The organism is Williamsia sp. z34 (genome assembly GCF_059553395.1).
On record NZ_JCANWW010000014.1, the window covers coordinates 68,896 to 90,619 of the forward strand.

At 64.4% G+C, this 21,724-nt stretch carries 22 protein-coding genes, 1 tRNA gene and 1 pseudogene; 12 read left to right on the forward strand and 12 right to left on the reverse strand.

All coding sequences use genetic code 11. The features are described from left to right. The first annotated feature begins 50 nt into the window (after window positions 1–50). Window positions 51–1,139 carry a D-alanine--D-alanine ligase family protein gene (locus AC51GT_RS24730; protein ID WP_496330457.1) on the forward strand — a complete coding sequence of 363 codons (1,089 nt, stop codon included), beginning with the start codon at window positions 51–53 and terminating at the stop codon, window positions 1,137–1,139. A gap of 27 nt (window positions 1,140–1,166) precedes the next feature. Beyond that, window positions 1,167–2,159, forward strand: coding sequence for a magnesium transporter CorA family protein (locus AC51GT_RS24735; RefSeq protein WP_496326300.1), 993 nt, complete (start codon window positions 1,167–1,169; stop codon window positions 2,157–2,159). A 94-nt stretch (window positions 2,160–2,253) separates the two neighbouring features. On the opposite strand, the gene AC51GT_RS24740 is transcribed toward AC51GT_RS24735, so the two are convergent. Together AC51GT_RS24740 and AC51GT_RS24745 are read right to left on the reverse strand one after the other, a co-directional pair. After that, window positions 2,254–2,700 carry an Hsp20/alpha crystallin family protein gene (locus tag AC51GT_RS24740; RefSeq protein ID WP_496330458.1) on the reverse strand — a complete coding sequence of 149 codons (447 nt, stop codon included), beginning with the start codon at window positions 2,698–2,700 and terminating at the stop codon, window positions 2,254–2,256. A 157-nt stretch (window positions 2,701–2,857) separates the two neighbouring features. Next, window positions 2,858–3,772: an alpha/beta hydrolase gene (locus tag AC51GT_RS24745; protein WP_496326298.1), complete on the reverse strand. Its 915-nt coding sequence runs from the start codon at window positions 3,770–3,772 to the stop codon at window positions 2,858–2,860. A gap of 96 nt (window positions 3,773–3,868) precedes the next feature. Between AC51GT_RS24745 and AC51GT_RS24750 the strand changes: the two are divergent. After that, a pseudogene (locus AC51GT_RS24750) lies at window positions 3,869–4,156 on the forward strand (hypothetical protein); the annotation flags it as partial. Window positions 4,157–4,485: 329 nt separating this feature from the next. Here the strand turns inward: AC51GT_RS24750 and AC51GT_RS24755 are convergent. From AC51GT_RS24755 to AC51GT_RS24765, 3 genes are all read right to left on the reverse strand, one after another. Then, the gene (locus tag AC51GT_RS24755) at window positions 4,486–5,454 is read right to left on the reverse strand and encodes an antibiotic biosynthesis monooxygenase (protein WP_496330459.1); all 969 of its coding nucleotides are present in this window, start codon (window positions 5,452–5,454) and stop codon (window positions 4,486–4,488) included. Window positions 5,455–5,462: 8 nt separating this feature from the next. Further along, complete coding sequence (locus AC51GT_RS24760) at window positions 5,463–6,893, reverse strand: guanine deaminase (RefSeq protein WP_496326524.1); 1,431 nt, start codon at window positions 6,891–6,893, stop codon at window positions 5,463–5,465. 149 nt (window positions 6,894–7,042) lie between these two features. Further along, window positions 7,043–8,065 (reverse strand): alpha/beta hydrolase, encoded by a 1,023-nt coding sequence (locus tag AC51GT_RS24765; protein ID WP_496326296.1) that lies wholly within the window; start codon window positions 8,063–8,065, stop codon window positions 7,043–7,045. Between the two features lie 246 nt (window positions 8,066–8,311). Between AC51GT_RS24765 and AC51GT_RS24770 the strand changes: the two genes are divergently transcribed. Further along, window positions 8,312–9,367 (forward strand): beta-ketoacyl-ACP synthase 3, encoded by a 1,056-nt coding sequence (locus tag AC51GT_RS24770; RefSeq protein WP_496330460.1) that lies wholly within the window; start codon window positions 8,312–8,314, stop codon window positions 9,365–9,367. Here the strand turns inward: AC51GT_RS24770 and AC51GT_RS24775 are convergent. Then, window positions 9,364–10,080, reverse strand: a complete 717-nt coding sequence (locus AC51GT_RS24775) for a GntR family transcriptional regulator (RefSeq protein WP_496330461.1) — start codon at window positions 10,078–10,080, stop codon at window positions 9,364–9,366. The two genes, AC51GT_RS24770 and AC51GT_RS24775, sit on opposite strands and share 4 nt — an antisense overlap. 192 nt (window positions 10,081–10,272) lie before the next feature. Between AC51GT_RS24775 and AC51GT_RS24780 the strand changes: the two genes are divergently transcribed. Both AC51GT_RS24780 and biuH read left to right on the forward strand, forming a co-directional pair. Next, window positions 10,273–11,628 (forward strand): cytosine permease, encoded by a 1,356-nt coding sequence (locus tag AC51GT_RS24780; RefSeq protein ID WP_496330462.1) that lies wholly within the window; start codon window positions 10,273–10,275, stop codon window positions 11,626–11,628. A gap of 40 nt (window positions 11,629–11,668) precedes the next feature. Further along, the gene (gene biuH, locus AC51GT_RS24785) at window positions 11,669–12,370 is read left to right on the forward strand and encodes a biuret amidohydrolase (RefSeq protein ID WP_496326292.1); all 702 of its coding nucleotides are present in this window, start codon (window positions 11,669–11,671) and stop codon (window positions 12,368–12,370) included. 26 nt (window positions 12,371–12,396) lie between these two features. On the opposite strand, the gene AC51GT_RS24790 is transcribed toward biuH, so the two are convergent. Continuing rightward, window positions 12,397–12,774, reverse strand: a complete 378-nt coding sequence (locus tag AC51GT_RS24790) for a DUF5997 family protein (protein ID WP_496330483.1) — start codon at window positions 12,772–12,774, stop codon at window positions 12,397–12,399. Between the two features lie 47 nt (window positions 12,775–12,821). Here AC51GT_RS24790 and AC51GT_RS24795 point away from each other — a divergent pair, with 47 nt between their 5' ends. Beyond that, entirely contained in the window at window positions 12,822–13,544 is a 723-nt protein-coding gene (locus AC51GT_RS24795) for a LysR substrate-binding domain-containing protein (protein WP_496330463.1), read from the forward strand. Between the two features lie 18 nt (window positions 13,545–13,562). On the opposite strand, the gene AC51GT_RS24800 is transcribed toward AC51GT_RS24795, so the two are convergent. The 4 genes from AC51GT_RS24800 to AC51GT_RS24815 form a co-directional block, all read right to left on the reverse strand. Next, window positions 13,563–14,483 (reverse strand): exodeoxyribonuclease III, encoded by a 921-nt coding sequence (locus tag AC51GT_RS24800; RefSeq protein WP_496326290.1) that lies wholly within the window; start codon window positions 14,481–14,483, stop codon window positions 13,563–13,565. A 64-nt stretch (window positions 14,484–14,547) separates the two neighbouring features. Next, entirely contained in the window at window positions 14,548–15,342 is a 795-nt protein-coding gene (locus AC51GT_RS24805) for an endonuclease/exonuclease/phosphatase family protein (RefSeq protein ID WP_496330464.1), read from the reverse strand. A 108-nt stretch (window positions 15,343–15,450) separates the two neighbouring features. Further along, a tRNA-Ser gene (locus tag AC51GT_RS24810) sits at window positions 15,451–15,535 on the reverse strand. A gap of 13 nt (window positions 15,536–15,548) precedes the next feature. After that, the gene (locus AC51GT_RS24815; RefSeq protein WP_496326273.1) at window positions 15,549–16,034 is read right to left on the reverse strand and encodes a MarR family winged helix-turn-helix transcriptional regulator; all 486 of its coding nucleotides are present in this window, start codon (window positions 16,032–16,034) and stop codon (window positions 15,549–15,551) included. Window positions 16,035–16,181: 147 nt separating this feature from the next. On the opposite strand from AC51GT_RS24815, the gene AC51GT_RS24820 reads away from it, so the two are divergent. Beyond that, window positions 16,182–17,150, forward strand: coding sequence for an NAD(P)H-quinone oxidoreductase (locus AC51GT_RS24820; RefSeq protein WP_496330484.1), 969 nt, complete (start codon window positions 16,182–16,184; stop codon window positions 17,148–17,150). An 83-nt stretch (window positions 17,151–17,233) separates the two neighbouring features. Here the strand turns inward: AC51GT_RS24820 and AC51GT_RS24825 are convergent, their stop codons facing one another. Then, complete coding sequence (locus AC51GT_RS24825) at window positions 17,234–18,430, reverse strand: cysteine desulfurase-like protein (protein ID WP_496326272.1); 1,197 nt, start codon at window positions 18,428–18,430, stop codon at window positions 17,234–17,236. Between the two features lie 92 nt (window positions 18,431–18,522). On the opposite strand from AC51GT_RS24825, the gene AC51GT_RS24830 reads away from it, so the two are divergent. From AC51GT_RS24830 to glfT1, 4 genes are read left to right on the forward strand one after another with little or no spacing between them, the layout of a single operon-like run. After that, complete coding sequence (locus tag AC51GT_RS24830; RefSeq protein ID WP_496330465.1) at window positions 18,523–19,071, forward strand: bacterial proteasome activator family protein; 549 nt, start codon at window positions 18,523–18,525, stop codon at window positions 19,069–19,071. A gap of 20 nt (window positions 19,072–19,091) precedes the next feature. Then, the gene (gene wzm / locus AC51GT_RS24835) at window positions 19,092–19,991 is read left to right on the forward strand and encodes a galactan export ABC transporter permease subunit Wzm/RfbD (RefSeq protein ID WP_496326270.1); all 900 of its coding nucleotides are present in this window, start codon (window positions 19,092–19,094) and stop codon (window positions 19,989–19,991) included. Between the two features lie 4 nt (window positions 19,992–19,995). Further along, complete coding sequence (gene wzt, locus AC51GT_RS24840; protein WP_496326269.1) at window positions 19,996–20,793, forward strand: galactan export ABC transporter ATP-binding subunit Wzt/RfbE; 798 nt, start codon at window positions 19,996–19,998, stop codon at window positions 20,791–20,793. Continuing rightward, on the forward strand, window positions 20,786–21,688 hold the full coding sequence (gene glfT1 / locus AC51GT_RS24845; protein ID WP_496330466.1) for a galactofuranosyltransferase GlfT1: 903 nt from the start codon (window positions 20,786–20,788) through the stop codon (window positions 21,686–21,688). Before wzt ends, glfT1 begins: the two co-directional genes overlap by 8 nt. Window positions 21,689–21,724 lie beyond the last annotated feature (36 nt).

The following is a 21,724-nucleotide window of genomic DNA, read 5'->3' on the forward strand; positions in this document are numbered from 1 at the left end:
ACCACCAACCACCGGCGATGTCCGGTTCGCTGCTGGCCTATCGTGGCCGCATGGCCAATCCCGCATCATCCGACCGCATCCGCCTTGTTGTGCTGTTCGGTGGTGCGTCCGCGGAACATGACGTGTCCTGCATCACTGCGGCGCACGTCCTCGCGGCCGCCGATCGGTCCAAGTATGAGCTGATCCCGGTGGGCATCACCCGCGACGGAAAGTGGATCCGCAACGACAAGGCGATCGCGACACTGGCCGATGCCGCGCTGGATCTGCCGGGCGTACTCGAGCCCGAGGGCACAGAGATCGATCCGCTCTCGGCTCTGCAGCGCGCCGGCAACGAGACGGTCGTGGTCTTGCCGCTGCTGCACGGTCCGCACGGTGAAGACGGCACCGTCCAGGGCATGCTCGAGTTGGCCGGTGTCCCCTACGTCGGCGCCGGGGTTCTGGGTTCGGCGGTATGCATGGACAAGGCGATGGCCAAGGTCGTGACCGCGCAGTCCCAGATCCCGCAGTGCAACTGGGTCGAGTTCCGTGCCGGGACCGGTGAGATCGACAACCTGATCGAGCGCGCCATCGACACCCTGGGTCTGCCCGTATTTGTGAAACCCGCCAATCTCGGCTCGTCCGTGGGTATTTCAAAGGCCTCCGACCGCGCCGAGCTCGCCACCGCGATCGAGCTGGCATTGCGCTACGACGAAGTCGTGGTGATCGAGGAGGCGGTGACCGCCCGCGAGATCGAGGTGGCGGTCCTGGGTAACCGGGAGCCGAAATCGTCGGTACCCGGCGAAATCCTTCCCGGCGCGGAGTTCTACGACTACGAGGACAAGTACGTCAACGGCGCGGCCGGTCTGGTCATCCCGGCCCAGCTCCCCGAGCACCAGATCGCCGAGGTCCGGCGGCTGGCCGAACGCGCATTCCTGGCGCTGCGATGCGCCGGCATGGCCCGCGTCGACTTCTTCTATGAGGAGAACGGTCGCGGCTGGCTTCTCAACGAGATCAACACGATTCCCGGGTTCACCCCGGCGTCGATGTACCCGAAGCTCTGGGAGGCCTCCGGCCTCGGCTACAGCGACCTGATCGACCGTCTGGTCGTCCTCGCCCGCGAACGACACCAGGTCCGGTCAGGGTTCTCCATCGACCACTGAGGTGTCGCAGGTGGCACCATCGAAGTTGTGATCGACAACGTGCGCGGCCGGATCTGGCGGAACGGCAAACTCCAAGACGGCTTCGACATCGAGTCACTGTCAGATTGCCTGGCCGACGACACCACGCTGGCCTGGGCCGATCTGGTGAATCCCAGCCACGAAGCGCTCCGCACGCTGGCCGACGAACTCGACCTCAACTCCTGGGCGGTGGAAGACGCACTCGCCGACGCCGAGCGCGTCAAGGCGGTCAGCTACCCGCACCACAAGTTCATGACCGTCTACGCCGTGGATATCCACGACGATCCTTCGCTGTCCACCAACGGCGCCTTGCACGTCCATCGGATCTCCATGTTCATCAAGGACAACGTGCTGATCACGGTGCGGTTGTCCGACGACTTCGACATGGATGTGGTGACGCAGCGCTGGGATGCGATGGACGACGAACGGCTCGGCATCGGGGCGCTGGTCCACGGACTGCTCGACGTCGTCGTCGACAGTCACTTCGACGCGGTCCAGATGCTCGACGACAGCATCGAGGATCTCGAATCATTGCTCTTCGAAGAGAACAAGAACAGCCAGGACCTCCAGCGGCGCACCTACCGGGTGCGTAAGAACCTCGTCAAACTCCGTCGTGTCGTGCTCCCGATGCGAGAAGTGGTCAACCTGATCCAGCGAAACCGGCTCGAGAACAGGGCCAATCCCGCTCTCGACGCCAGTTTCACCGATCTCTACGACCACGTCCTGCGCGCCACCGAGTGGACAGAGTCGTTGCGCGACATGGTGACAACGCTGTTCGAGACGAATCTGTCACTGCAGGATGCCCGGCTCAACTCGGTGATGAAAAAACTGACCTCGTGGGCTGCGATCATCGCGGTGCCCACTGCGGTGACCGGGTTCTTCGGTCAGAACGTCAAGTTCCCGGGGTTCGGCAACTCGTTTGGTCTTGCGATCAGCGTGGCGATCATCGTCACCTCCGTGACCTTTCTCTACATGCTCTTCCGTCGCAAAGACTGGCTCTAGCCCAAACCCCGATGATGTGCCCTTTTGGCGACCAAAAGCCCTGGTGGGCACCGCCATAAGGCCACATCATCGGGGGCGAGCGACTATCTGGACTTCAGCCGCTGGGCTCGATGGAGTGAACTCTGTCGGTGTGTTCGATTTCGATGCGACGCGGCTTGGCCTTCTCGGCAATCGGGATGGTCACGGAGAGAACACCATTGTCATAATGCGCATTGATCCCGGCGGTATCGATTCCCTCACCCAGAGACAGTTGGCGACGATACGTTCCGAAGAACCGTTCATTGGTCAGCCATTGCACCCCGTCATCGGAGCGGGCACTGCGCTGCGCCGAGATGGTCAGGACGCCGTTGTCGACGTTCACTTCGACCGAACCCGGATCCACGCCGGGCAGGTCCGCCGTCAGCAGATAGTGCTCGTCGAGTTTACAGAGGTCCATCGGCATGAACCGGGGAGTTCGGGAAGATCCGGTCCCCTGCGCCTGCGCACCCAGCAATCCACGGGCGAATGCATCAACGTCACCGAAAGGATCAAAACGAAGCACAGCAACCCACCTCCTAGTCGCTCATGGCCCGCCTCCCTGGCGGGCGACCAATCACTGTGCCCGATATTTTTAGCACTCCAGGGGCAAGAGTGCCAAGTGTTTCCGCGAACCAATTTCTCGCGGGAGCCACTGCCGCACAGTCCCATTGAGGTGGAGCTCAGCCACCGACCACCGCGGTGACCCGTTCGGCGATCAGCCCCAACGCCTTGTCGGCTGAGGGCAGGATCCCCGGAAACTGCACGAATCCGTGCATCTGACCATCGAAGATGTTGAGCTGCACGGGTACTCCCGCATCCCCGAGCGCCACGGCATAAGCCTGACCCTCGTCTCTCAGGACGTCGTATTCGGGTATCAGCACCAGCGCCGGGGGTGATCCGGCCGGCACACCCCGCAGTGGCGACGCGTCCGGATTGTCCCGGACCTCGGGGTCGGGGGCGTAGTGATTCCAGAACCAGATCATCGAATCCCTGTCCAACAGCAGTTGATTCGCCGGATCGATATAGCTGACCCGGTCCAGATCGTGATCGGTGATGGGGTAGATCAGGACCTGCAGCGCAATATGCGGACCGGATTCCCGGGCGGCGCGTTGTCCGACAACGGTGGCCAGGTTGCCGCCGGCGCTGTCACCGGCGACGATCAGCGACAGGCTGGGCCAACTCGCCGCCGTCCAATTTGTCACATCCCACGCGTCACGCGCGGCAGTGGGATATGGATATTCCGGCGCCAACCGGTAATCCGCCGACACCACAACGCAATTGGTGATCGCGGCCAGTCGCCTGATGGTGGGGTCGTATTCCGCGGCGGACCCGAGTACCCATCCCCCACCGTGGAAATATGCGATGACCCCGCGCGGATGCTCGGTAGCGGTGTAAACACGAACCGGGATCCGGTACCCGTCGTCGGCGACCACGGTGTCCTCGGAGACGGTGAGCAACTCCGGACCCGGAGGCAAGAGATCGGAAAGTGCCGCGAAGGCCTCACGGGCCCGGGTCACCGGCAGTTGATGGATCCGCGGTTCACCGGCCTCGGCCAACCGGGCCAGCAAGGCTGAGGTCGCATCATCGACTGCCATCGGCCCAATGTACTGCGCCGCAACAAACCCGCAGGTGAGACGGTATTTCACGGGACGGGATGTTTTGCGACGGGCGTCGGCGGGCACATTACGGACATGAGTATCGAAGACGGCCCCGGAGACACCCTGAATCCCAGCGAAAGCCTGGACCCCGACGAGCGCAACCTCGAAGACGACGGCGTCGTCGACCCGCCGGACGACTGGCAGGAGGCCGACAAGTTCGGAACCACGCACAGCGAGGAAGCCGAAGGTGAATCGCTGGACCAGAAGTTGGCCGAGGAGGTGCCCGATGTCGAGATCGAGGATGCACCCGAGATCCCGGTGGCAATCGCGCCCGACGAGGCGCTGTCCGAAGACATCGTCGATGCCGTGATCGACGAGGACGGTCCCGAGGTGATTTTGGACATCGATATCGATAGCGATTGACACGTGGATAGCCCCTGATCAAGACATTGTGGATCAGATTTATGTAAACCGGCATTCTCCAGCTGTCGCCATGGCAGACTGAGCTTCGATTGCTGATCCGTAACACAGGGAGTTCGATCATGACCCGCACCGCCGAAGCCGTCCACGACGATTCGCCGGATGGCCTCGGCGCACTGCCCGCGTACCAGAACGTCAAGACCGTCTTCCGCTAGAACCTCCAGACCAGTGCCTGGTCGGGCGGGGAGGCCCGGCCAGGCACTACCCAAGTCCGCCGCGTTTGTCGCCTCTCAGGCGTAGTCCCAGAATTGCAGCCAGCGGACAGTGGCGAACAACGTGAGGGTGACGGCGTAGAGCGAGACCACCACGACGACACCGATGACCGACATCTTGAGGGACGATCCTCGAAAGGGATCCAGCCAGAACGAGAATGCGGCCGTGGCCATGGGCATCAAGAGATACGTCAGCAGTGACACCGACAGAATCTGGCTGAGCCACATCGACAACCAGGGCTCGGCGCCCCATTGGTCGAAGTAGGGCCCCACAAAACGCGAGAGCACCATGACCGTCGGGTAGAGCACCAGCAGCACCATCATCCCGACTTTCCATTCGGGTGTTGCCGCCGGACGCCCGTCTTCGACCCGGACGATCGAGCCGAATGAGTTCGCCTCGAACGACGACGAGAAGTCCTGCTCGAGATTCGACCGCAGCTCCCCGAGTGCCTGCGCCCGTTCCGGGGCATCACGCCATCCGGCCAGCAGCTCATCGGTACGGAACTTGACCACGGCGGTCCACTCTTCGATACCGTCGTCGGTGACACGTGGGCCCATCAGGATCGAGTACTCGAAGCCCGGCGCTGCGGCACTGAGATCCATCAATCGACGTTGTGCCGCAGCAAATCCCGCCACATGTTCCGGTTCGACCCGGTGGACGAAGACGCCCACCCCCGCCGGGGGTTGTTCTCCGTCGACGGTGACCAGGTCGCTGAACTCGCGGCGGATACCCCGGCTCGCCCCGGTCTTCACCAAATCCGCCCAGGACGGCGAATCGAGCCACGCCTGCATCAACGTCTCATCGGCGAAGGTCAGCGACACCGCGGGCTGCCGATCCCCGGCGACCGCCATGTGCCGATATCCCGCCGCGTCCTCGGCGATCACCCGCACCTGCCCTGACCATTCCGCGAAAACATCGCCGGACGCGTCGTCGGGAATCGGATGAAAGACGACGAACACTGTTGCAACACTCGATTGTTCAGTCATCGAACGAATCAGTCCTCGTCGATCTTGCGGCCTCTGACGTACACCGAGGCAATGGCGGGTTCACGCAATTGCATGAGGAGCGCGAAAAGCAGCTGATCCCGGGCCATTTCGGCATCGTCGGCCCGTACTCCGTGGGTGACCGCGTTGTACAGAGCCGGCCACCGCTCCGGATCGATCACGATGAAATCGGCTTCCTTGCCGGTGTCGAAGTTGCCGAACCGGTCTTCCATGTCGAGCGCGCGGGCACCGGCAAGTGTTGAGACGAACAACATTTCCGCCGGATGCATCGAGACCCCGGCATCGCCGGGCTCGGTTATGTGAACCTTGAACGCGTCGTTGGCAACGCGCGAGATCAACCACTCGTCGCCACCGCCGTGGTCGGTGCCGAGCGAGATGTTCACCCCGGAGGCGACGGTTCGCAGCCACGGCATCGTGCCCGACCCCAGGAACAGCTGCGAGACCGGGCAATGGGAGATGGAGGTCCCGGTCTCGGCCATCCTGGACAGTTCGACGTCCTGGCAATGCACCGAATGCGCCATGATCGTGCGCGGTCCGAGGAGCGAGTCACCCCCGACCTTGGAGCCCGGCAAGAACTTTCCGTCATAGGTGTCGAGGTAACTGTCGACCTGGTAAACCGCCTTGGTCGCATCGACCTCGCCGGTACCCGGACGATTGTTCTCGTTCAGGTGCGTGTGGACGTACACGCCCTTTGATCGCAGATCGGTGTACAACTCGCCGAGTGCGGCCAGCGTTGTCGGTGTCACCGACAACGAGAATCGGGGCACCAGTGCCACGTGCAGCAACGCGGTGGCCACATCTCCGGTGTCGGCGCCGTGCCATTTGTCGACCTCCGCGGCGGTCAGTTCGATGGCCTTCTCTTCGCTGGTCAGCAGAGGACCCGCGGAATCGGGCCCGCGGGTTTGGATTCCGCGGCCGCTGACGATGCGCAGCCCTCGCCGCTGGGTCTCTTCGAACAACGCGTCCTGTGCATGCGGGAACGCCGATCCGAACACCATCGCAGCGGTGGTCCCGGCCCGGACCCGCCGGCGGGTGAACTCGGCCGCGGCCAGCCTCCCGAACTCGGGATCATCGAGTCTTGATTCGGTGGGAAAGATGCACCGCTCGAGCCATTCCAGCAATTGCCCACCGCCGTACGCATCACCGGCGAACGTCTGGGGGAAATGGATATGGGTGTCGACGAATCCCGGGATAATGAATCCGGGCCGATGATCGACGACCACCGAATGCTCGTGTTCATCTGGAAGAGCCGAGAATTCGCCACACCAGGAAATGGTGCCATTTTCGTCGACCACAAGAGCGCCGTCTTCGATGAAGACGAGTGCGTCATGCGCTGTGGTCACTTTCGGCGAACCAGCGATATGGAATATCTGTCCGCGATAGAGGTGCTTCACCGAATCACTAAAGCACCCGCGCGCCATTCGCGCGCGGTGGTAACGGAAACGCATGTCATCAAATTCTCCTCGAAGTCTTTTTCGGTCAGGCTTCAAAAGACGCAACGCGCCACAACAACTCGGTACGAACCGCAGATACGCGATGTCTGCGAGCTGGCGTGGAATCCGAAGATGCGTCAGATAAGGCCCATCGAGAACGCGAGCGTGGGCCAGGACTTGCGCAGGTCCTCTTCCCAGTAGCCCCAGGAATGGCTGCCGGGCTGGTCGAGATCGGTCACCGCGGGGATTCCGAGTTCATCGAGCCGGCCGGCGACCTGCCGGGTGCACAGGCCGGTGGCCGCCTCGATGCCCCCGCCGAGGATGAGCTGGTCCCCGAGGGTGTCCAGCTTGCCGTTGAGCCGCACATTGTCCTCGTTGTCATACTTGCCGGGCAGCCCGTTTCGGCTCGACAGGTAGATCGTCTTGCCGCGGAGCTTGTCTGCGTTGATGTACATGTCGTGCTCGGCCCACAGCGGGTTCTCCGGCTCGCCCCACATGTTCGTCAGATCGCCCTTGCCTCGGCGTTCGACGACCAGCTTCATGTACTCGCGGCCGACGACATCGGTGGTCCGGGCGCACCCGCTGAACGAGGCGACGCCCTGATAGAGATCGCCGCTGAGCGCGGCCAGGAACAACGAGGACGAACCGCTCATCGACATGCCCATGATGGAGTTGACGCCGGTGGTGCCGAGTTCGGCATCGATCAGCGGTGGGAGTTCCTTCGTCAGGAACGTCTCCCACTTGTTGTGGCCGAGGTTCGGATCGTCTTTGATCCAGTCGGTGTAGTAGCTGAAGGTGCCACCCCGCGGGGACACCACGTTGACGTCCTTGTCGGCGAAGAAGTCGACGATGTCGGTCGCCTCGAACCAACCGGACTTCTCCACCACACCCTGCCCGGCGCCGTTGAGTGCGTACAGGGTCGGGCTCGGCGCACTGCGGTCGGCGGGGACGAGCACATCGAGCGCTTCGACGGAGTTCATCGACGGCGAGTAGACGTTGATCACGAGGTGCTGGTCCGTGAGGTTCTCGATGCTGGTGATGTAGGCCGGTGAACCTGCCTGGTCGATCTCCGCCGAGGCGGTGCCCGTACCTGATACGGCAGTGGTGAGAGCGACGAGTGAGGTCAGGGCAAGAGCCCCGAGCGTTGAGGTGATGCGCATCGAGAAAATCAGCCTTCCGAAAGGCCCGACGCACTCGCACCGGACACCACCCCTTTGCCGAATGTAGCCGACGGTGCGTACGGCTGCACCGCACTCGGCCCGCGATGAAAGTTGGCGCGCAACCGATCACGTTTACTTCGACAGGCGATGAAGGCGCAGCACCTCCCCCGCACAGGCCTTCCGAACGCGTAACCTCTGCGGAAATCGATGAACTCGGCGAACCGATCGAAGGGGCTCGGAGCAAGCATGAACATCGCAGCAACAACAGGCCATCGCAACGTCTCGATTCTGGGGATCGGCGCGTACCGTCCGAAACGGGTCGTCAGCAACGACGAAGTGTGCGAAACCCTGGACTCGACGGACGAGTGGATCTTCGAGCGCAGCGGAATCCGCAGCCGCCGATGGATCAGCGGGGACGAGACCGCACGGTCCATGGCTGTCGCCGCCGCCGATCGTGCGATCAAGAACAGCGGCATCGACCGCAAGGACATCGGCGCACTGATCCTGGCGACCGGGAGTTGGAAGACGAAGATTCCCCACGGTGGTCCCGTCGTGGCGCTCGATCTCGGGATCAACGGGATCCCGGCGTTCGATGTCGCCTCCGGCTGCGGCGGTTTCGGCTATGGCCTCGGCCTGGCGACCGACATGATCCGCTCCGGCTCGGCCGAACACGTACTGGTCATCGGTGTCGAGACGATGTCGGTGGTGATGGAACCCACCGACCGCAACACCGCCTTCATCTTCGGCGACGGCGCCGGAGCGGTCGTCGTCGGGCCGAGTGCCGAAAACGGCATCTCCCCCACTGTCTGGGGTAGTGACGGCGAGAACAGCGACGCCATCTCGCAGAATTACGACATCCCCGAATACATGGACCGCGCCGAAGAGTTCCAGTCGAAGGACCCCGAGACCGATCCGGTCGGCCGGATGGTTGTCGAGATGCAGGGCAGTCGCGTATTCCGCTGGGCCGCAATCACCCTACCGAAGGCGCTGGGCAAAGTACTCGAACAGTCCGGGGTGGCAAAGGAAGACATCGAGGTCTTCATCCCTCATCAGGCCAATGCCCGCATCAACACGCTGATGAAGACCAATCTCGGCCTGCCCGAGGATGTTCCGGTCGCCAACGACATCGAGACCACCGGAAACACCTCGGCGGCATCGATTCCGTTGGCCATCGAGGAGATGCTGGTGACCGGTAAGGCGAAGGGCGGCCAGACGGCACTGCTCCTCGGCTTCGGCGCCGGACTGAGTTACGCGGGCCAGGTCGTCACCCTGCCCCCGGCACCCGTCGAGGCCAGCTTCTAGCCGGAGATGGCGGCTTGGGCCGACGTCGATCTCGGCGTCTGCCCATCGGAGTCCACCAACTCCGGTGCCGGTGTCCCGAGCCGCCGGGAGGCGTCGTCGCGGGTGTCGCGGATGTGCTCGGCCAACAGTTCGGCGGCGTCGTCGGGTCTGCGATCCCGAATCGCAGCAAGGATGGCGCGGTGCTCCGACAACGAGTCGCCCCGCCGGTCCTCGGCAGCAGGCAGATAGAAGAAACGCACACGCTTGTTGAGGTCGGTGACCATCGACGACAGCACCGCGTTGTGTGCGCAGGATGCCATGGCGATATGGAACTCCGCGTTGATCGCGGCCAGGATGGCCGGATCTTCGGCGGCGGCCTGCCGGGCCACGATCTCGTCGAGCTCGATCAGCTGGTCCGACGTGCGGCGTTGCGCCGCCAACCGGGTCGCCTGGTGTTCGACGATCAACCGCGCCTCGAAGAGGTCGGCCATCTCGTCCCGGTCCCGCTCGCGGACGAACATGCCCCGGTGGTGGCGCCGGACGACCCATCCATCGGCCTCCAACGCGCGCAGCGCCTCCCGGACCGGGATGTGACTGACCCCGCGAACACGAGCGAGTTCGTCCGCGTTGATCTTGCTTCCCGGTGCCAGACGGCCGGCCAGAATCTCTTCCTCCACGTCCGCTCTGATCAGGTCGGCGACCGGTGCCGCATCGGCAGACGACTTGGATGGCATGCCGCAGATCCTATATGTAACAGCGGTCACCCCGCAGTGTCTCAAGCACATCGACCACCGATACGAGAACCCCGTATTCCTTTTCCGCTGTCGAACACTGTTTAACAACCAGTTCACACATGCGAAACCAAAGGCGTCAAGAAGGGCTGTTTCCTATAGGAAATCGCACGCAACCTTCTCGGAAGGACTTCCATGACCCCCAAGGCGAGCACGGTCGACGACCACACCAGGGCCGACATGCCCCCTACCGGCGCGCTCGAGAACCCGCCCCCGCCAGATCCTTTCGAGGAGTACGAAGACCGGCCGGTTCCGGCGAACGCACGAAAATCACTGTTCTCGGTGTCGGCGGTGTGGCTCGGCTTCCCGATGATCCTGACGTGCGCGGTGTTCGGTGGCATGGTCGTGTACTCGCTCGGCTTCTGGCTGGGCATCGCGGCAATCCTCACCGGCAACCTCATCCTGATGGCATATGTCGGCCTGCTCAGCCACCAGGCAGGTAAGACCGGCGAGAACTTCGCGCTGATGGCGGCCCGCACGTTCGGCGCCCGCGGTTACCGCATCCCGGCCGCCTTCCTGGCCACGGTCGTCATCGGCTGGTTCGCATTCCAGACCGGACTGACCGGGTCGACACTCGAGAGCGGCATGGGCTGGAACGCCACCCTGATCGCACTCATCGCCGGCGTCGGCTACTTGCTGGCCACACTGCTGGGAATCCGCGCGCTGACGGTCATCGGGATCATCGCGGCACCGCTGTATCTGATCCTGGGTGTCGTGGCCATCGTCCAGGCGTCGTCGACGCCGGGTGCCTCCGATTTCGCCTCCTATTCGGGCGGGGCGGGCGCAAGCGCGCTGAGCTTCGGCGCCGCCGTCACGCTGGTTGTTGCACTGTTCGCAGACTCGGGCACGATGACCGCCGACTTCACCCGCTGGTCGAAGAACGGCCGGGAGGGTTTCCTCGCCGCATTCAGCGCGTTTCCGATCGGCAACACCATCGCACTGATCATCGGCGGAGTGATCGTTGCCATGGGCGCCTCCGCCGATCCCGGCACCGACGGCGGCGGCTTCCTCAACATCCTGATCGACCACGGCGGCATCCTCGTCCCGCTGGCCGTGGCATTCGTATTCATCAACCTGGGGTCGGTGTGCACCCACTGCCTGTACAACGGCGCGGTCGGGTGGAGTCAGCTGACCGGCGTGCGCATGCGGCCATTGACCGTCCTGCTGGGCGCGGTCGGTGTCGCCCTCGCAGTGGCCGGGGTCTGGAGTCACTTCGAGGACTGGCTCAACCTGCTCGGCGTCGTCGTGCCGCCACTGGGCGCGGTGCTGATCACCGATCAGATGTTGCGCCGCAAGGCTTCCCGCGGTCCGGACCGGGACTGGCAGGCAGGCGCCTTCATCGCCTGGGGCCTCGGCGCGGCCGCCGCTCTGGCCGCCCACTACATGTTGCCGGAACTATGCGTGGTCGTCGTGGGCATCGTGGTCGCCACCCTGACCGCTCTCGCGCACGATCGCATCGTGCGGGGTACGACCGCCCCGTCAGCGCCATGACCATCGAGCCCACCTCGCACGATCACATCAAAGGAACTCTGTGACAACCACTTTCGATTTCCCCGCTCTTCCCGGCGCCACCCCGTACGCCTGGCCGTACAACGGTTCGTTCCGTCCGGAATCGACCGCCCTGCTGTGCATCGACTGGCAGACAGATTTCTGCGGCCCCGGCGGGTACGTGGACGCGATGGGTTATGACCTGTCCCTGACCCGCACACCGCTGGAGCCGACCGCCCGGGTACTGGCGGCCGCGCGTGCCGCCGGACTGACCGTCATCCATACCCGTGAAGGGCATCGTCCCGATCTCTCCGACCTGCCGGAGAACAAACGCTGGCGGTCCGCCCAGATCGGTGCAGAGATCGGCGCCGAAGGGCCGTGCGGACGGATCCTGGTGCGCGGCGAACAGGGCTGGCAGATCGTGCCCGAAGTCGAGCCCATCGACGGCGAGGTGATCATCGACAAGCCGGGCAAGGGTGCGTTCTATGCCACCGATCTGGATCTGGTGTTGCGCCGCAACGGGATCACGCACATCATCCTCACCGGGATCACCACCGATGTCTGCGTGCACACCACGATGCGCGAGGCCAACGACCGCGGATACGAATGCCTTGTTCTCTCCGACTGCACCGGTGCGACGGATCCGGCGAATCACCAAGCAGCACTGCAGATGGTGACCATGCAGGGCGGAGTCTTCGGCGCGGTCGCGTCGTCGGCCGATCTGTTGGCGGCCCTGGGTTCCTGAACCGGTCCCGACGCTCGCCGGGGGGGTTACCGCCGTTTACGGGAACGTGACCGGGCGGCCTCGGCGGGCGCCGACTTTTCGGCAGCTGCTTCCTTGCGAACCTCGATCTGGGTGGCACGTTCGGCCTCGAGCCAGTCGGGCATCTCGGACAACAGGGCGTTGATCTGCTCGGTGGTCAGCGCTTCGGTGATGCCATGGCGCACGAGAGCGCCCTTCGAGATGCCGAGTTTCATCGCCACCAGGTTCTTCGGGTGGGGCCCGTTGACGCGCAGATCGCGCAGCCATTCCGGCGGGTCCGCCTGCAGCGCTTCGAGTTCCTCCCGGGTGATGGTGCCCTCTTGGAACTCGGCGGGCGTCGCCGGCAGGTACACGTCCAACTTCTTGGCGGCGGTGGCCGGCTTCATCGACTGCGAACTCATCTGTCAAGGGTATCGGGCGGTAGCCTCTTGGCGTGACCACACCCGACGACGCCCCCTCATTTCGGCTGGCGTACGTGCCCGGCGTGACACCCGGCAAGTGGGTTCGCACCTGGAGTGAACGAATCCCGCGGACACCTCTCGAACTCATCGCGATGGACGTCGCCGCATGCACGGACGCAATCCGCACCGGCCGGGCACAGATGGCGATCACCCGCCTGCCTGACGCACTGCGCCACGGCGATCCCGGGCCGCACCACACCATCGAGCTCTATCAGGAGACGACCGTCGTGGTTGTTCCGAAGGACCACGTCTTCACCGTTGGCGATGAGATAAGCGTTGCCGACCTCGCCGACGAACAGCTCCTGTGGCCACTCGACGAGCCCCTGGCGATGAAGCAGCGACCCGGCAACGCGGTGGATCATCGACCGGAAACCACCGGCGACGCAATAGAACTCGTCGCGGCGGGCACCGGTGTTCTGCTCGTCCCGCAGTCGCTGGCCCGACTGCATCACCGTAAGGACCTCGTCTTCCGCCCCGTGACGGACGCACCGGCCGGATCCGTCGGTCTGTTGTGGCCGGCCCCGACCACCGAGTTGGCCGACGAGTTCATCGGCATCGTGCGGGGACGTAAATCCAGCTCGTCGCGGGGTGGTTCGGCCCCGGCACCGAAACGGTCGGCCAAGGAGAAGTCGTTGGCCAAACAGGCGCGCCGCGAGGCCGCAGGAAAGAAACCCGGCAAGGGCCGGCGCCGCTGATCTCACCGCTCGCTCACGTCACAACCCGGGCGAGGGTGCGTCCTCCGCACGAACGTCGTCGTACTCGACGATCAGCGGGGCGTGATCGGAGAGCCTGAGTTGAGGCGTGGATTCCTTGTCGACGGTGACCCGACGTGCGCGCCGGGCCAGGCCCGGGGTGGCCAGCTGGTGGTCGACGCGCCAGCCGACGTCCTTCACGAACGACTCCCCTGCCCAGCTCCACCAGGTGAGCGGGCCCGGACGGTCACCGTGCAGCGTGCGCACCACATCGACCAGCCGACGCGGTCCGGTGATCTCGTCGAACCAGGCCCGCTCCTCGGGCAGGAAGCCTTCCATCTTGCGGGCGGCGCGCCAGTTCGTCACGTCGTGTTCGGTGTGCGCCACGTTGAGGTCGGCCAGCAGCAGGAACTCTCGTCCGGCCTGCCGCGCGGCCAACCGGTTGCGCTGCAGCTCGCGGGCGAATCCGGCCAGAAACCGTTGCTTGCGTGCATATTTGACTCCGCCGTCGGGTTGCTCACGCATCGATCCGGGGCGCTGGAGCTCGGCGGGCAAGCCGCCTTTGGGGAGGTAGAGATCGCCGATGGTCAGCGGCCGATCGGCCAGATCGACCTCGATGTAGCGGCCCTCGGCGGCGAACACCGACAGCCCCCGGGCCTTCGGCGGATGCGTCAACCAGGTGCGCACCGCGGCGGGTTCGTGCCGGGTCAGGATCGCCACCCCGTTGCGTCCCGGAATCGAACCGACGTCGATCGACGCGATGTGGTCACCGAAGTCGCCGACGTCATCGATGCCGCACCGTAGTTCCTGCAACCCCACCACGTCCGGGGCGCGCTGAACCAGCCAGTCATCGAACCCGCGGCGCCGGGCCGCACGGATTCCGTTGACGTTGAACGATGCGACGGTGAAACCACCGGTGGGTGTCACTGTCGCCTCCTCCATCACATCTGTCCCGCAGCCGCGGGGCGAGGATACCGCGAGAGGGCTTCAGCGACGACGGCCCACCTCACACCTCGACCAGCAGTGCTCGGTGGTCGGAAACCTCGGGTTCGGAGACCACCTCGAAGCGACGCACCGCACTCGGAGACGACACCAGCAGGTAGCTCGCATGGCGAGTCGGCTTGGTGTACCGAGATGTCCGGGTGTCTGCGTCGCCGACGAGGTCGACCATCCCCACATCGCGGAGCACCTCAAAGGTCTCGCTCGTCGGCAGCAGGTTCAGGTCGCCGCAGGCCACCGTGACGTCGCTCGTCGCGCGAACCTGTTCGACGATCTCGGCGAGCCGCCGGGCCTGATCCTTCCGGGCGGCGGTGTCGTGCTTCCCGGCCGGATCCCGTAAGCCGTGAAGCTGGATCACCGACACGGTACGGCCGAGGTCGCGGTCCCTGACCGCGGCCGCCAGCGCCGCCCGGGGCCGGTCCTGCACGGCCCAGTCCAGGTGGTCGACGTATTGCGCGTGCACGAACCTGGCATCGAGCCCGACCACGGGGAACTCCTGGCGAATCCACGTCGCGATTCCGAAATCCTGACGACGTGTGAGGCCGTCGGCATCAACGACGGGACCTGAGTCGTTGACGACGAAATGCGGGCGATGATCGACGAGCACGCCCGACACATCATCGAAGAGGTTGAGTCGCTGCGGCAGCGTGCGCTCGCCGTCGGTGAAGGTCGCCCAGCCCGAATCATGCGGTGTCCGAGTGACTTCCTGCAGACAGACGACGTCGGCCTCGACCGCGGGCAGCCAAGAGATGAGGGCGTCGTACATCGCGCCGCCCCAGGCATTCACCGACACGATTCGCATGGAGGCGAACGTATCGGCAAGCCGGCCCACTACCTAGTGATTTTTCGTGTGCGCCCGAAACCAAAGGGACCCCGGCATCTGATCTGATACCGGGGTCCCCTTGACCTGCGGAAGCGGAGGGATTTGAACCCCCGGTGGTTTCACCCACGCTCGCTTTCAAGGCGAGTGCATTCGGCCGCTCTGCCACGCTTCCTTCGGCACAGAGCCTACTTCACGCGGGCCTGAGGGTTCTCACGCAGCCACGTATCGACCTTCAGGAAGGTCGTCGCCATGGCCTCCCGCTCGTGATCTTCGAGGTGGTCGAGCAGATAGGTACGTACCGCGACGACGTGTCCCTTGGCGGCGTCGTGGAGTTTGGTCCGGCCCGACTCGGTGATGCGACAGACGCGATTGCGCTGGTCTTTGTCGTGGTCCTTGGCCATCCGCTCGACCCAGCCGGCCTCGGCCATCCGGTCCACGCGCCGCGAGATCGTGCTCTTGCTGCTCAACGCCCCGTCGGCGAGCGCACTCATCCGCATCGAGTCCGTCTCCGACAGCAACACCAGGATGCGGTAGTCGGCGAAGGTGAGACCTGCGGTTTCGACCAGGGCGTAATTGATCGCATCGAATAGACGCTGCGATCCGTTCATGAATGATCGCCACGCGAGTTGTTCAGAGTCATCGAGCCAGGGCACGGCTCTATTCTCTGTCATTTATCCCCCCGGACTACGACGTTTGTCCAACCACGCCAGGAATGAGCGCTTACGAATCAGGACCCTACCGCCATTGAATTTCGGCGTTGTGTGCCACCGCATGCCGCCCGGGCGCACCGGACGGGTAAAGGTAGAGAGATGACCTCAATGCGCGCAGTGAACCTGACCGAGTTCGGGCCGGCGGAGAACCTCATCGTCACCGAGGTCGACAAACCCCGCCCAGGCGCCGGGGAAGTGCTGATCAAGGTGGCCGCGGCCGGTGTGAACCGGGCCGACCTGCTGCAGCGACAGGGAAATTATCCGCCGCCACCGGGAGCGAGCGACATCATCGGCATGGAGGTCTCCGGGACCATCGACGAACTCGGTCCGGGCGTGGCCGGCTGGACCACCGGAACCGATGTCTGCGCACTGATCGCAGGTGGCGGCTATGCGGAGTTCGTCGCGGTCGCCGCCGAACACCTGATGCCGATTCCGGAGTCCGTGGGCCTGGTCGAGGCCGCGGCCCTGCCCGAGGTCGCCTGCACGGTGCTCTCCAACCTCAAACGAACCGCCCACCTCGTGCCGGGTGAGCTCGTCCTGTTCCATGGCGGCGGAAGCGGCATCGGCACCCACGGGATCCAATGGGCCAAGGCGCTGGGCGCAACGGTGGCCGTGACGGCCGGCTCCGACGACAAGCTCGAACTGTGCCGCAGCCTCGGTGCCGACATCACCATCAACTACAAAACCGATGACTTCGTGGAGGTGATCAAGGAACACGGCGGCGCCGACGTGATCCTCGATATCATCGGCGCAAAGTACCTGGGCCGCAACGTGTCCGCGCTCGCCAAAGACGGCCGGCTGGTGATCATCGGCATGCAGGGCGGCGTGAAGGCCGAATTGAACATCGCCGCACTGCTGAACAAGCGCGGCACCGTCCACGCCACCGCGTTGCGCGGCCGGGATCAGTCCGACAAGGCCGCCATCGTCACCGACACCATCGCCACCACCTGGCCACTGATCGCCGACGGCAGGATCAAACCCGTTGTCGGAGCGACATTCCCACTGGCCGAGGCTTCCGCGGCGCACATCCTGCTCGAATCAGGTGAGGTGTCGGGCAAGATCCTGCTCACGCTCTGAGTCTCACCGTATTCTTCCCCTGCAGAGGGGCCCGAGGGACATGTTCCCTCGGCGCCCACTGCAGGGGACGAAAATGGCGAGGGTCAGCCGAGTGACCCCAAAGTGCGTACCAGCTGGTCGATTTCGTAGGGCGTCGTATATGGGCCGAGACCGAGGGTGACGGCACCACCGACGTCGTTCACGCCGATGCCGCCGAGTACCCGGCTGTTCACATCGGCAAGCGCGCAGATCCCGTTGTCGGCCAAGCGCCGAACCACTTTGTCGGCGGTCACCCCGGTGACCGTGAAACTGACCGCCGGGATGCGGTTGTCGGCCGAACCGATCAGGTTCACCAGGTTCAACTGGCCCAGCGACCGCAGCAGGTACTGCAGGAGTCGTTGTGAGTATTCACTCAGCGCCGTCATCGACGTCACCAGTCGCTGACGGCGGGTACCGGTGGCCGATTCGTCGAGTCCGGCGAGATGTTCGATCGAGGCGACGAGTCCGGCCAGCAGTGCGTGCTGATGTCCGTCGACCTCCAGTCGATTCGGGCCCTGCGCATCCGGGTCCAGTGACATCGACCGCACCCGGGACAACATGTCGGGGTCGCGGAAGATCACCGCGGCGGTGGCCGGACCACCCCAGCGGTCGGCGCTGACCACCAGGACGTCGGCGCCGAGCGCCTCGATGTCGAGCAACATGTACGGAGCCGCGCTGGTGGCATCGACGACGACCAGGCCGTCGATCGCGTGGACCACTGCCGCCGCGGTGGCGACATCGACCACCGAGCCGATCGTCGACGACGCCAGCGGCATCGCCACCACGCTCGTGGACCGGCTCACCAGTCCGTCGTACTGCCAGACCGGCAGTTCGCCGTTCTCGATGTCGACCTCGGCCCAGCTCACCTTCGCGCCGAACCGGTCGGCCGCACGCAGCCACGGCAGGATGTTCGCCTCGTCGTCGAGCCGGCTGACAACCACCTCCGAACCGAGCCACACCCGAGTGTTGAGGCTTTCGGCGAGCACGTTCAGCAGGTGCCCGCGGGACGGTCCGAGCACCACTCCGCGTGGATCACCACCGACGAGATCTGCCACCGCCTGCCGGGCCGCATCGATGATGCCCGACGATTTCCGGGCCGACGGATAGATGCCGCCGGGCTGTGACACCAGGGAACGAAAACCCTTGGACACCGTGGTCGCGACCGAGTCGGGGATCTGCATTCCTGCCTGCGGATCGAGATGTATCCAACCATCACCCAGCGACGGGAACAGTCCCCGAACGCGGGCGACGTCATAAGCCATGGCAGCCACCATAGACGGTCCCGGCGACACTGCAATGCCTCTCGTCTGGGCAACTGCGTGCAATCGCCACTCAACATCGGGAGAATGAACGGATGACCGATGAAAATCTCAACAAGCGTCCGATCTCAGGCGTCAATGACGATGGCATCCTCGTGGTCCCCTCCGCCGGTTCGGCAGGTTCAGAAGAGCCCGGTGACGAAAACCAAGGGATGACCGCCATGGTCGAGCCCGCGAAGGTGATGCGGATCGGCACCATGATCAAGCAACTGCTGGAGGAGGTGCGGGCCGCACCGCTCGACGACGCCAGCCGCGCCCGCCTCAAACAGATCCACCGGTCGTCGATCCTCGAACTCGAGGACGGCCTGTCCCCCGAACTGCGCGACGAGCTCGAACGGCTCGCGTTGCCGTTCACCGAGGACGACGTTCCCTCCGACGCCGAGTTGCGGATCGCACAGGCGCAGCTCGTCGGCTGGCTCGAAGGCCTGTTCCACGGCATCCAGACCGCTCTGTTCGCCCAGCAGATGGCCGCGCGGGCCCAGCTCGAACAGATGCGTCAGGGACAGCTACCCCCGTCCGGCCCCTTCGCAGGCGGCGGCCCCGGTGGACCGCATGGCGCGGCCGGCACCGGTCAGTACCTCTGACCCCGCACCCCACGGGAGCGATGGCCCCCGACGCGTTGACGGTAGGCTCGACTCTCGTGTCAACTGCAGCCGACGAAGTACCCATGCGGCCCCCACCAGCGGAGTCCGATTCGCGGTCGCTCCGGCGGGCGTTCGGCGACCTGTCGTCCGGCTTCAAGCACTCCGAACTCTGGCTGCTCCTCGGCTGGCAGGACATCAAGCAGCGTTACCGACGGTCGTTGCTCGGGCCCCTGTGGATCACCATCGCGACGGCGGTCACCGCTGTCGCGATGGGTCTGCTCTACTCGCAGCTCTTCGGCAACGAGATCCACGACTTCCTGCCCTACGTGATGCTCGGGTTCATCTTCTGGAACTTCATCCAGGGATCGATCCTCGAAGGCGCTGAACTCTTCTCCAGCAACGAAGGCCTGATCAAGCAGATCCCGGCTCCGCTGAGCGTGCACGTCTACCGGCTGACCTGGCGTCAGCTGATCATCTTCGCGCACAACATCCCGCTGTACTTTGTCCTGCTGATCATCTTCCCGCAGCCGGTGACCTGGACCGTGATCCTGGTCATCCCCGGTATTGCACTGCTGGTGGTCAACGCGATCTGGGTCTCGATCGTCTTCGGCATCCTGTCGACCCGCTTCCGCGACATCGGCCAGTTGCTTACCACCGCGGTTCAGCTCGTCTTCTTCATGACGCCGATCATCTGGAGCGCGACCGACCTCGAGAAGAACATCGGCGCCGACTCCAGTCGCGTCAAGATCGTCCAACTCAACCCGATGTTCCACTACCTCGAAATCACCCGCGGACCGCTGTTGGGTGAGTCGGTAGCGCTCTATCACTGGTTGATCGTCATCGCATGCACCGCCGCCGGATGGGCCGTGGCGTTGCTGGTTCTGCGTAATTACCGCGCCCGTGTGGCGTATTGGGTGTGAGGTCATGAGTCAAGTTCGAGTCGATACCTGGGATGCCTGCGTGGATTTCCCGATCTTCGACGCCAAGACCAGGTCATTGAAGAAGTCCGTCCTGGGCCGGGCCGGTGGGGTGATCGGGTCCAACGAATCGAACGTGGTCGTGGTCGAGGCCCTCAAAGACATCAATCTGCACCTGTCCCATGGTGACCGGATCGGTCTGGTCGGACACAACGGCGCCGGTAAGTCGACACTGCTGCGACTGCTCTCCGGCATCTATGAGCCCACCCGCGGGTCGTGCGCGATCAAAGGTCGCGTCGCACCGGTCTTCGACCTCGGTGTCGGCATGGATCCCGAGATCTCCGGCTACGAGAACATCGTCATCCGCGGCATGTTCCTCGGCATGAGCCGCCGCGAGATGCTCCGGAAGATGGACGACATCGCCGAGTTCACCGAACTCGGCGACTACCTGTCGATGCCGCTGCGCACCTACTCCACCGGTATGCGGGTGCGGGTTGCGCTCGGTGTGGTCACGTCGATCGATCCCGAGATCCTGATTCTCGACGAAGGCATCGGCGCCGTCGATGCCGAGTTCATGAAGAAGGCCCGGATCAGGTTGCAGGAATTGGTGAAGCGGTCCGGCATCCTGGTCTTCGCCAGCCATTCCAATGAATTCCTGGCCCAGCTCTGCGATCGTGCGCTGTGGATCGATCACGGCGCGATCCGGATGGACGGTGGCATCGAAGAGGTGGTCGGGGCCTATGAGGGTCCCGAAGCCGCCCGGCACGTGCGTGAAGTCCTGGCCGAGGTCGAAAAAGATGCCTGACCCCAAGGTCATCGCCGTGGTGGTGACCCACCGTCGGCTCGAACTCCTCGAGCAGTCGCTGATCGTGTTGACCAACCAGACCCGTCCCATCGATCACCTCGTGGTGGTCGACAACGACGACGACAGTGCGGTCGCCGAACTCGTTGCCGCCCAATCGGTTCCGGTGACCTACATCGGCTCTGCCCACAACCTCGGCGGGGCCGGCGGATTCGCCCTCGGCATGCTGCAGGCGCTGGCGCTGGGCGCCGACTGGGTCTGGTGCGCCGACGACGATGGCCGCCCGGAAGGCCCCGAGGTCCTGGAGAAACTGCTCGATTGCGCTCTGACGCATCACCTCGACGAGGTCTCGCCGGTCGTCTGCAACATCGACAACCCGGAAACCCTGGCGTTCCCGCTGCGCCGGGGCCTGGTGTGGCGCCGTAAACGTTCCGAACTCTTCGCCGACGGCGAGACCTCGGATCTGTTGCCCGGCATCGCCTCTCTGATGAACGGCGCACTGTTCTCGGCGGCCGCGATCGACGCCGTGGGCGTACCCGATCTGCGGTTGTTCGTCCGCGGCGACGAGGTCGAGATGCACCGTCGCCTGGTGCGGTCCGGCCTGAACTTCGGAACCTGCCTGACCACGGCCTACCTCCATCCGGACGGCAGCGGCGAGTTCCGCCCGATCCTCGGTGGCCGCATGCACACCCAGTACCCCGACAACGAGACCAAGCGGTTCTTCACATATCGCAACCGCGGGTATCTGATGAGCCGGCCGGGTATGCGAAAACTGCTGCCCCAGGAGTACGCCCGATTCGGCTGGTATTTCCTTGTGCAGCAACGTGATGTGGCCGGCTTCAAGAACTGGCTGCGACTGCAGTCACTCGGTCGCCGCGAGCGATTCGGCAAACCCTGAAAGCCAGGTGACACCAGAGTTCGACACCCTGATATC

Coding starts and splice junctions, on each gene's coding strand:
- AC51GT_RS24820 (WP_496330484.1), top strand. CDS start 16,182: ATGCGCGCAGTGAACCTGACCGAGTTCGGGCCGGCGGAGAACCTCATC.
- AC51GT_RS24825 (WP_496326272.1), bottom strand. CDS start 18,430: ATGGCTTATGACGTCGCCCGCGTTCGGGGACTGTTCCCGTCGCTGGGT.
- AC51GT_RS24790 (WP_496330483.1), bottom strand. CDS start 12,774: ATGAAGCCGGCCACCGCCGCCAAGAAGTTGGACGTGTACCTGCCGGCG.
- AC51GT_RS24770 (WP_496330460.1), top strand. CDS start 8,312: ATGAACATCGCAGCAACAACAGGCCATCGCAACGTCTCGATTCTGGGG.
- AC51GT_RS24765 (WP_496326296.1), bottom strand. CDS start 8,065: ATGCGCATCACCTCAACGCTCGGGGCTCTTGCCCTGACCTCACTCGTC.
- AC51GT_RS24760 (WP_496326524.1), bottom strand. CDS start 6,893: ATGGCGCGCGGGTGCTTTAGTGATTCGGTGAAGCACCTCTATCGCGGA.
- AC51GT_RS24755 (WP_496330459.1), bottom strand. CDS start 5,454: ATGACTGAACAATCGAGTGTTGCAACAGTGTTCGTCGTCTTTCATCCG.
- AC51GT_RS24775 (WP_496330461.1), bottom strand. CDS start 10,080: ATGCCATCCAAGTCGTCTGCCGATGCGGCACCGGTCGCCGACCTGATC.
- AC51GT_RS24730 (WP_496330457.1), top strand. CDS start 51: ATGGCCAATCCCGCATCATCCGACCGCATCCGCCTTGTTGTGCTGTTC.
- AC51GT_RS24805 (WP_496330464.1), bottom strand. CDS start 15,342: ATGCGAATCGTGTCGGTGAATGCCTGGGGCGGCGCGATGTACGACGCC.
- glfT1 (WP_496330466.1), top strand. CDS start 20,786: ATGCCTGACCCCAAGGTCATCGCCGTGGTGGTGACCCACCGTCGGCTC.
- AC51GT_RS24745 (WP_496326298.1), bottom strand. CDS start 3,772: ATGGCAGTCGATGATGCGACCTCAGCCTTGCTGGCCCGGTTGGCCGAG.
- AC51GT_RS24800 (WP_496326290.1), bottom strand. CDS start 14,483: ATGGAGGAGGCGACAGTGACACCCACCGGTGGTTTCACCGTCGCATCG.
- AC51GT_RS24830 (WP_496330465.1), top strand. CDS start 18,523: ATGACCGATGAAAATCTCAACAAGCGTCCGATCTCAGGCGTCAATGAC.
- AC51GT_RS24780 (WP_496330462.1), top strand. CDS start 10,273: ATGACCCCCAAGGCGAGCACGGTCGACGACCACACCAGGGCCGACATG.
- wzm (WP_496326270.1), top strand. CDS start 19,092: ATGGCCCCCGACGCGTTGACGGTAGGCTCGACTCTCGTGTCAACTGCA.
- AC51GT_RS24815 (WP_496326273.1), bottom strand. CDS start 16,034: ATGACAGAGAATAGAGCCGTGCCCTGGCTCGATGACTCTGAACAACTC.
- wzt (WP_496326269.1), top strand. CDS start 19,996: ATGAGTCAAGTTCGAGTCGATACCTGGGATGCCTGCGTGGATTTCCCG.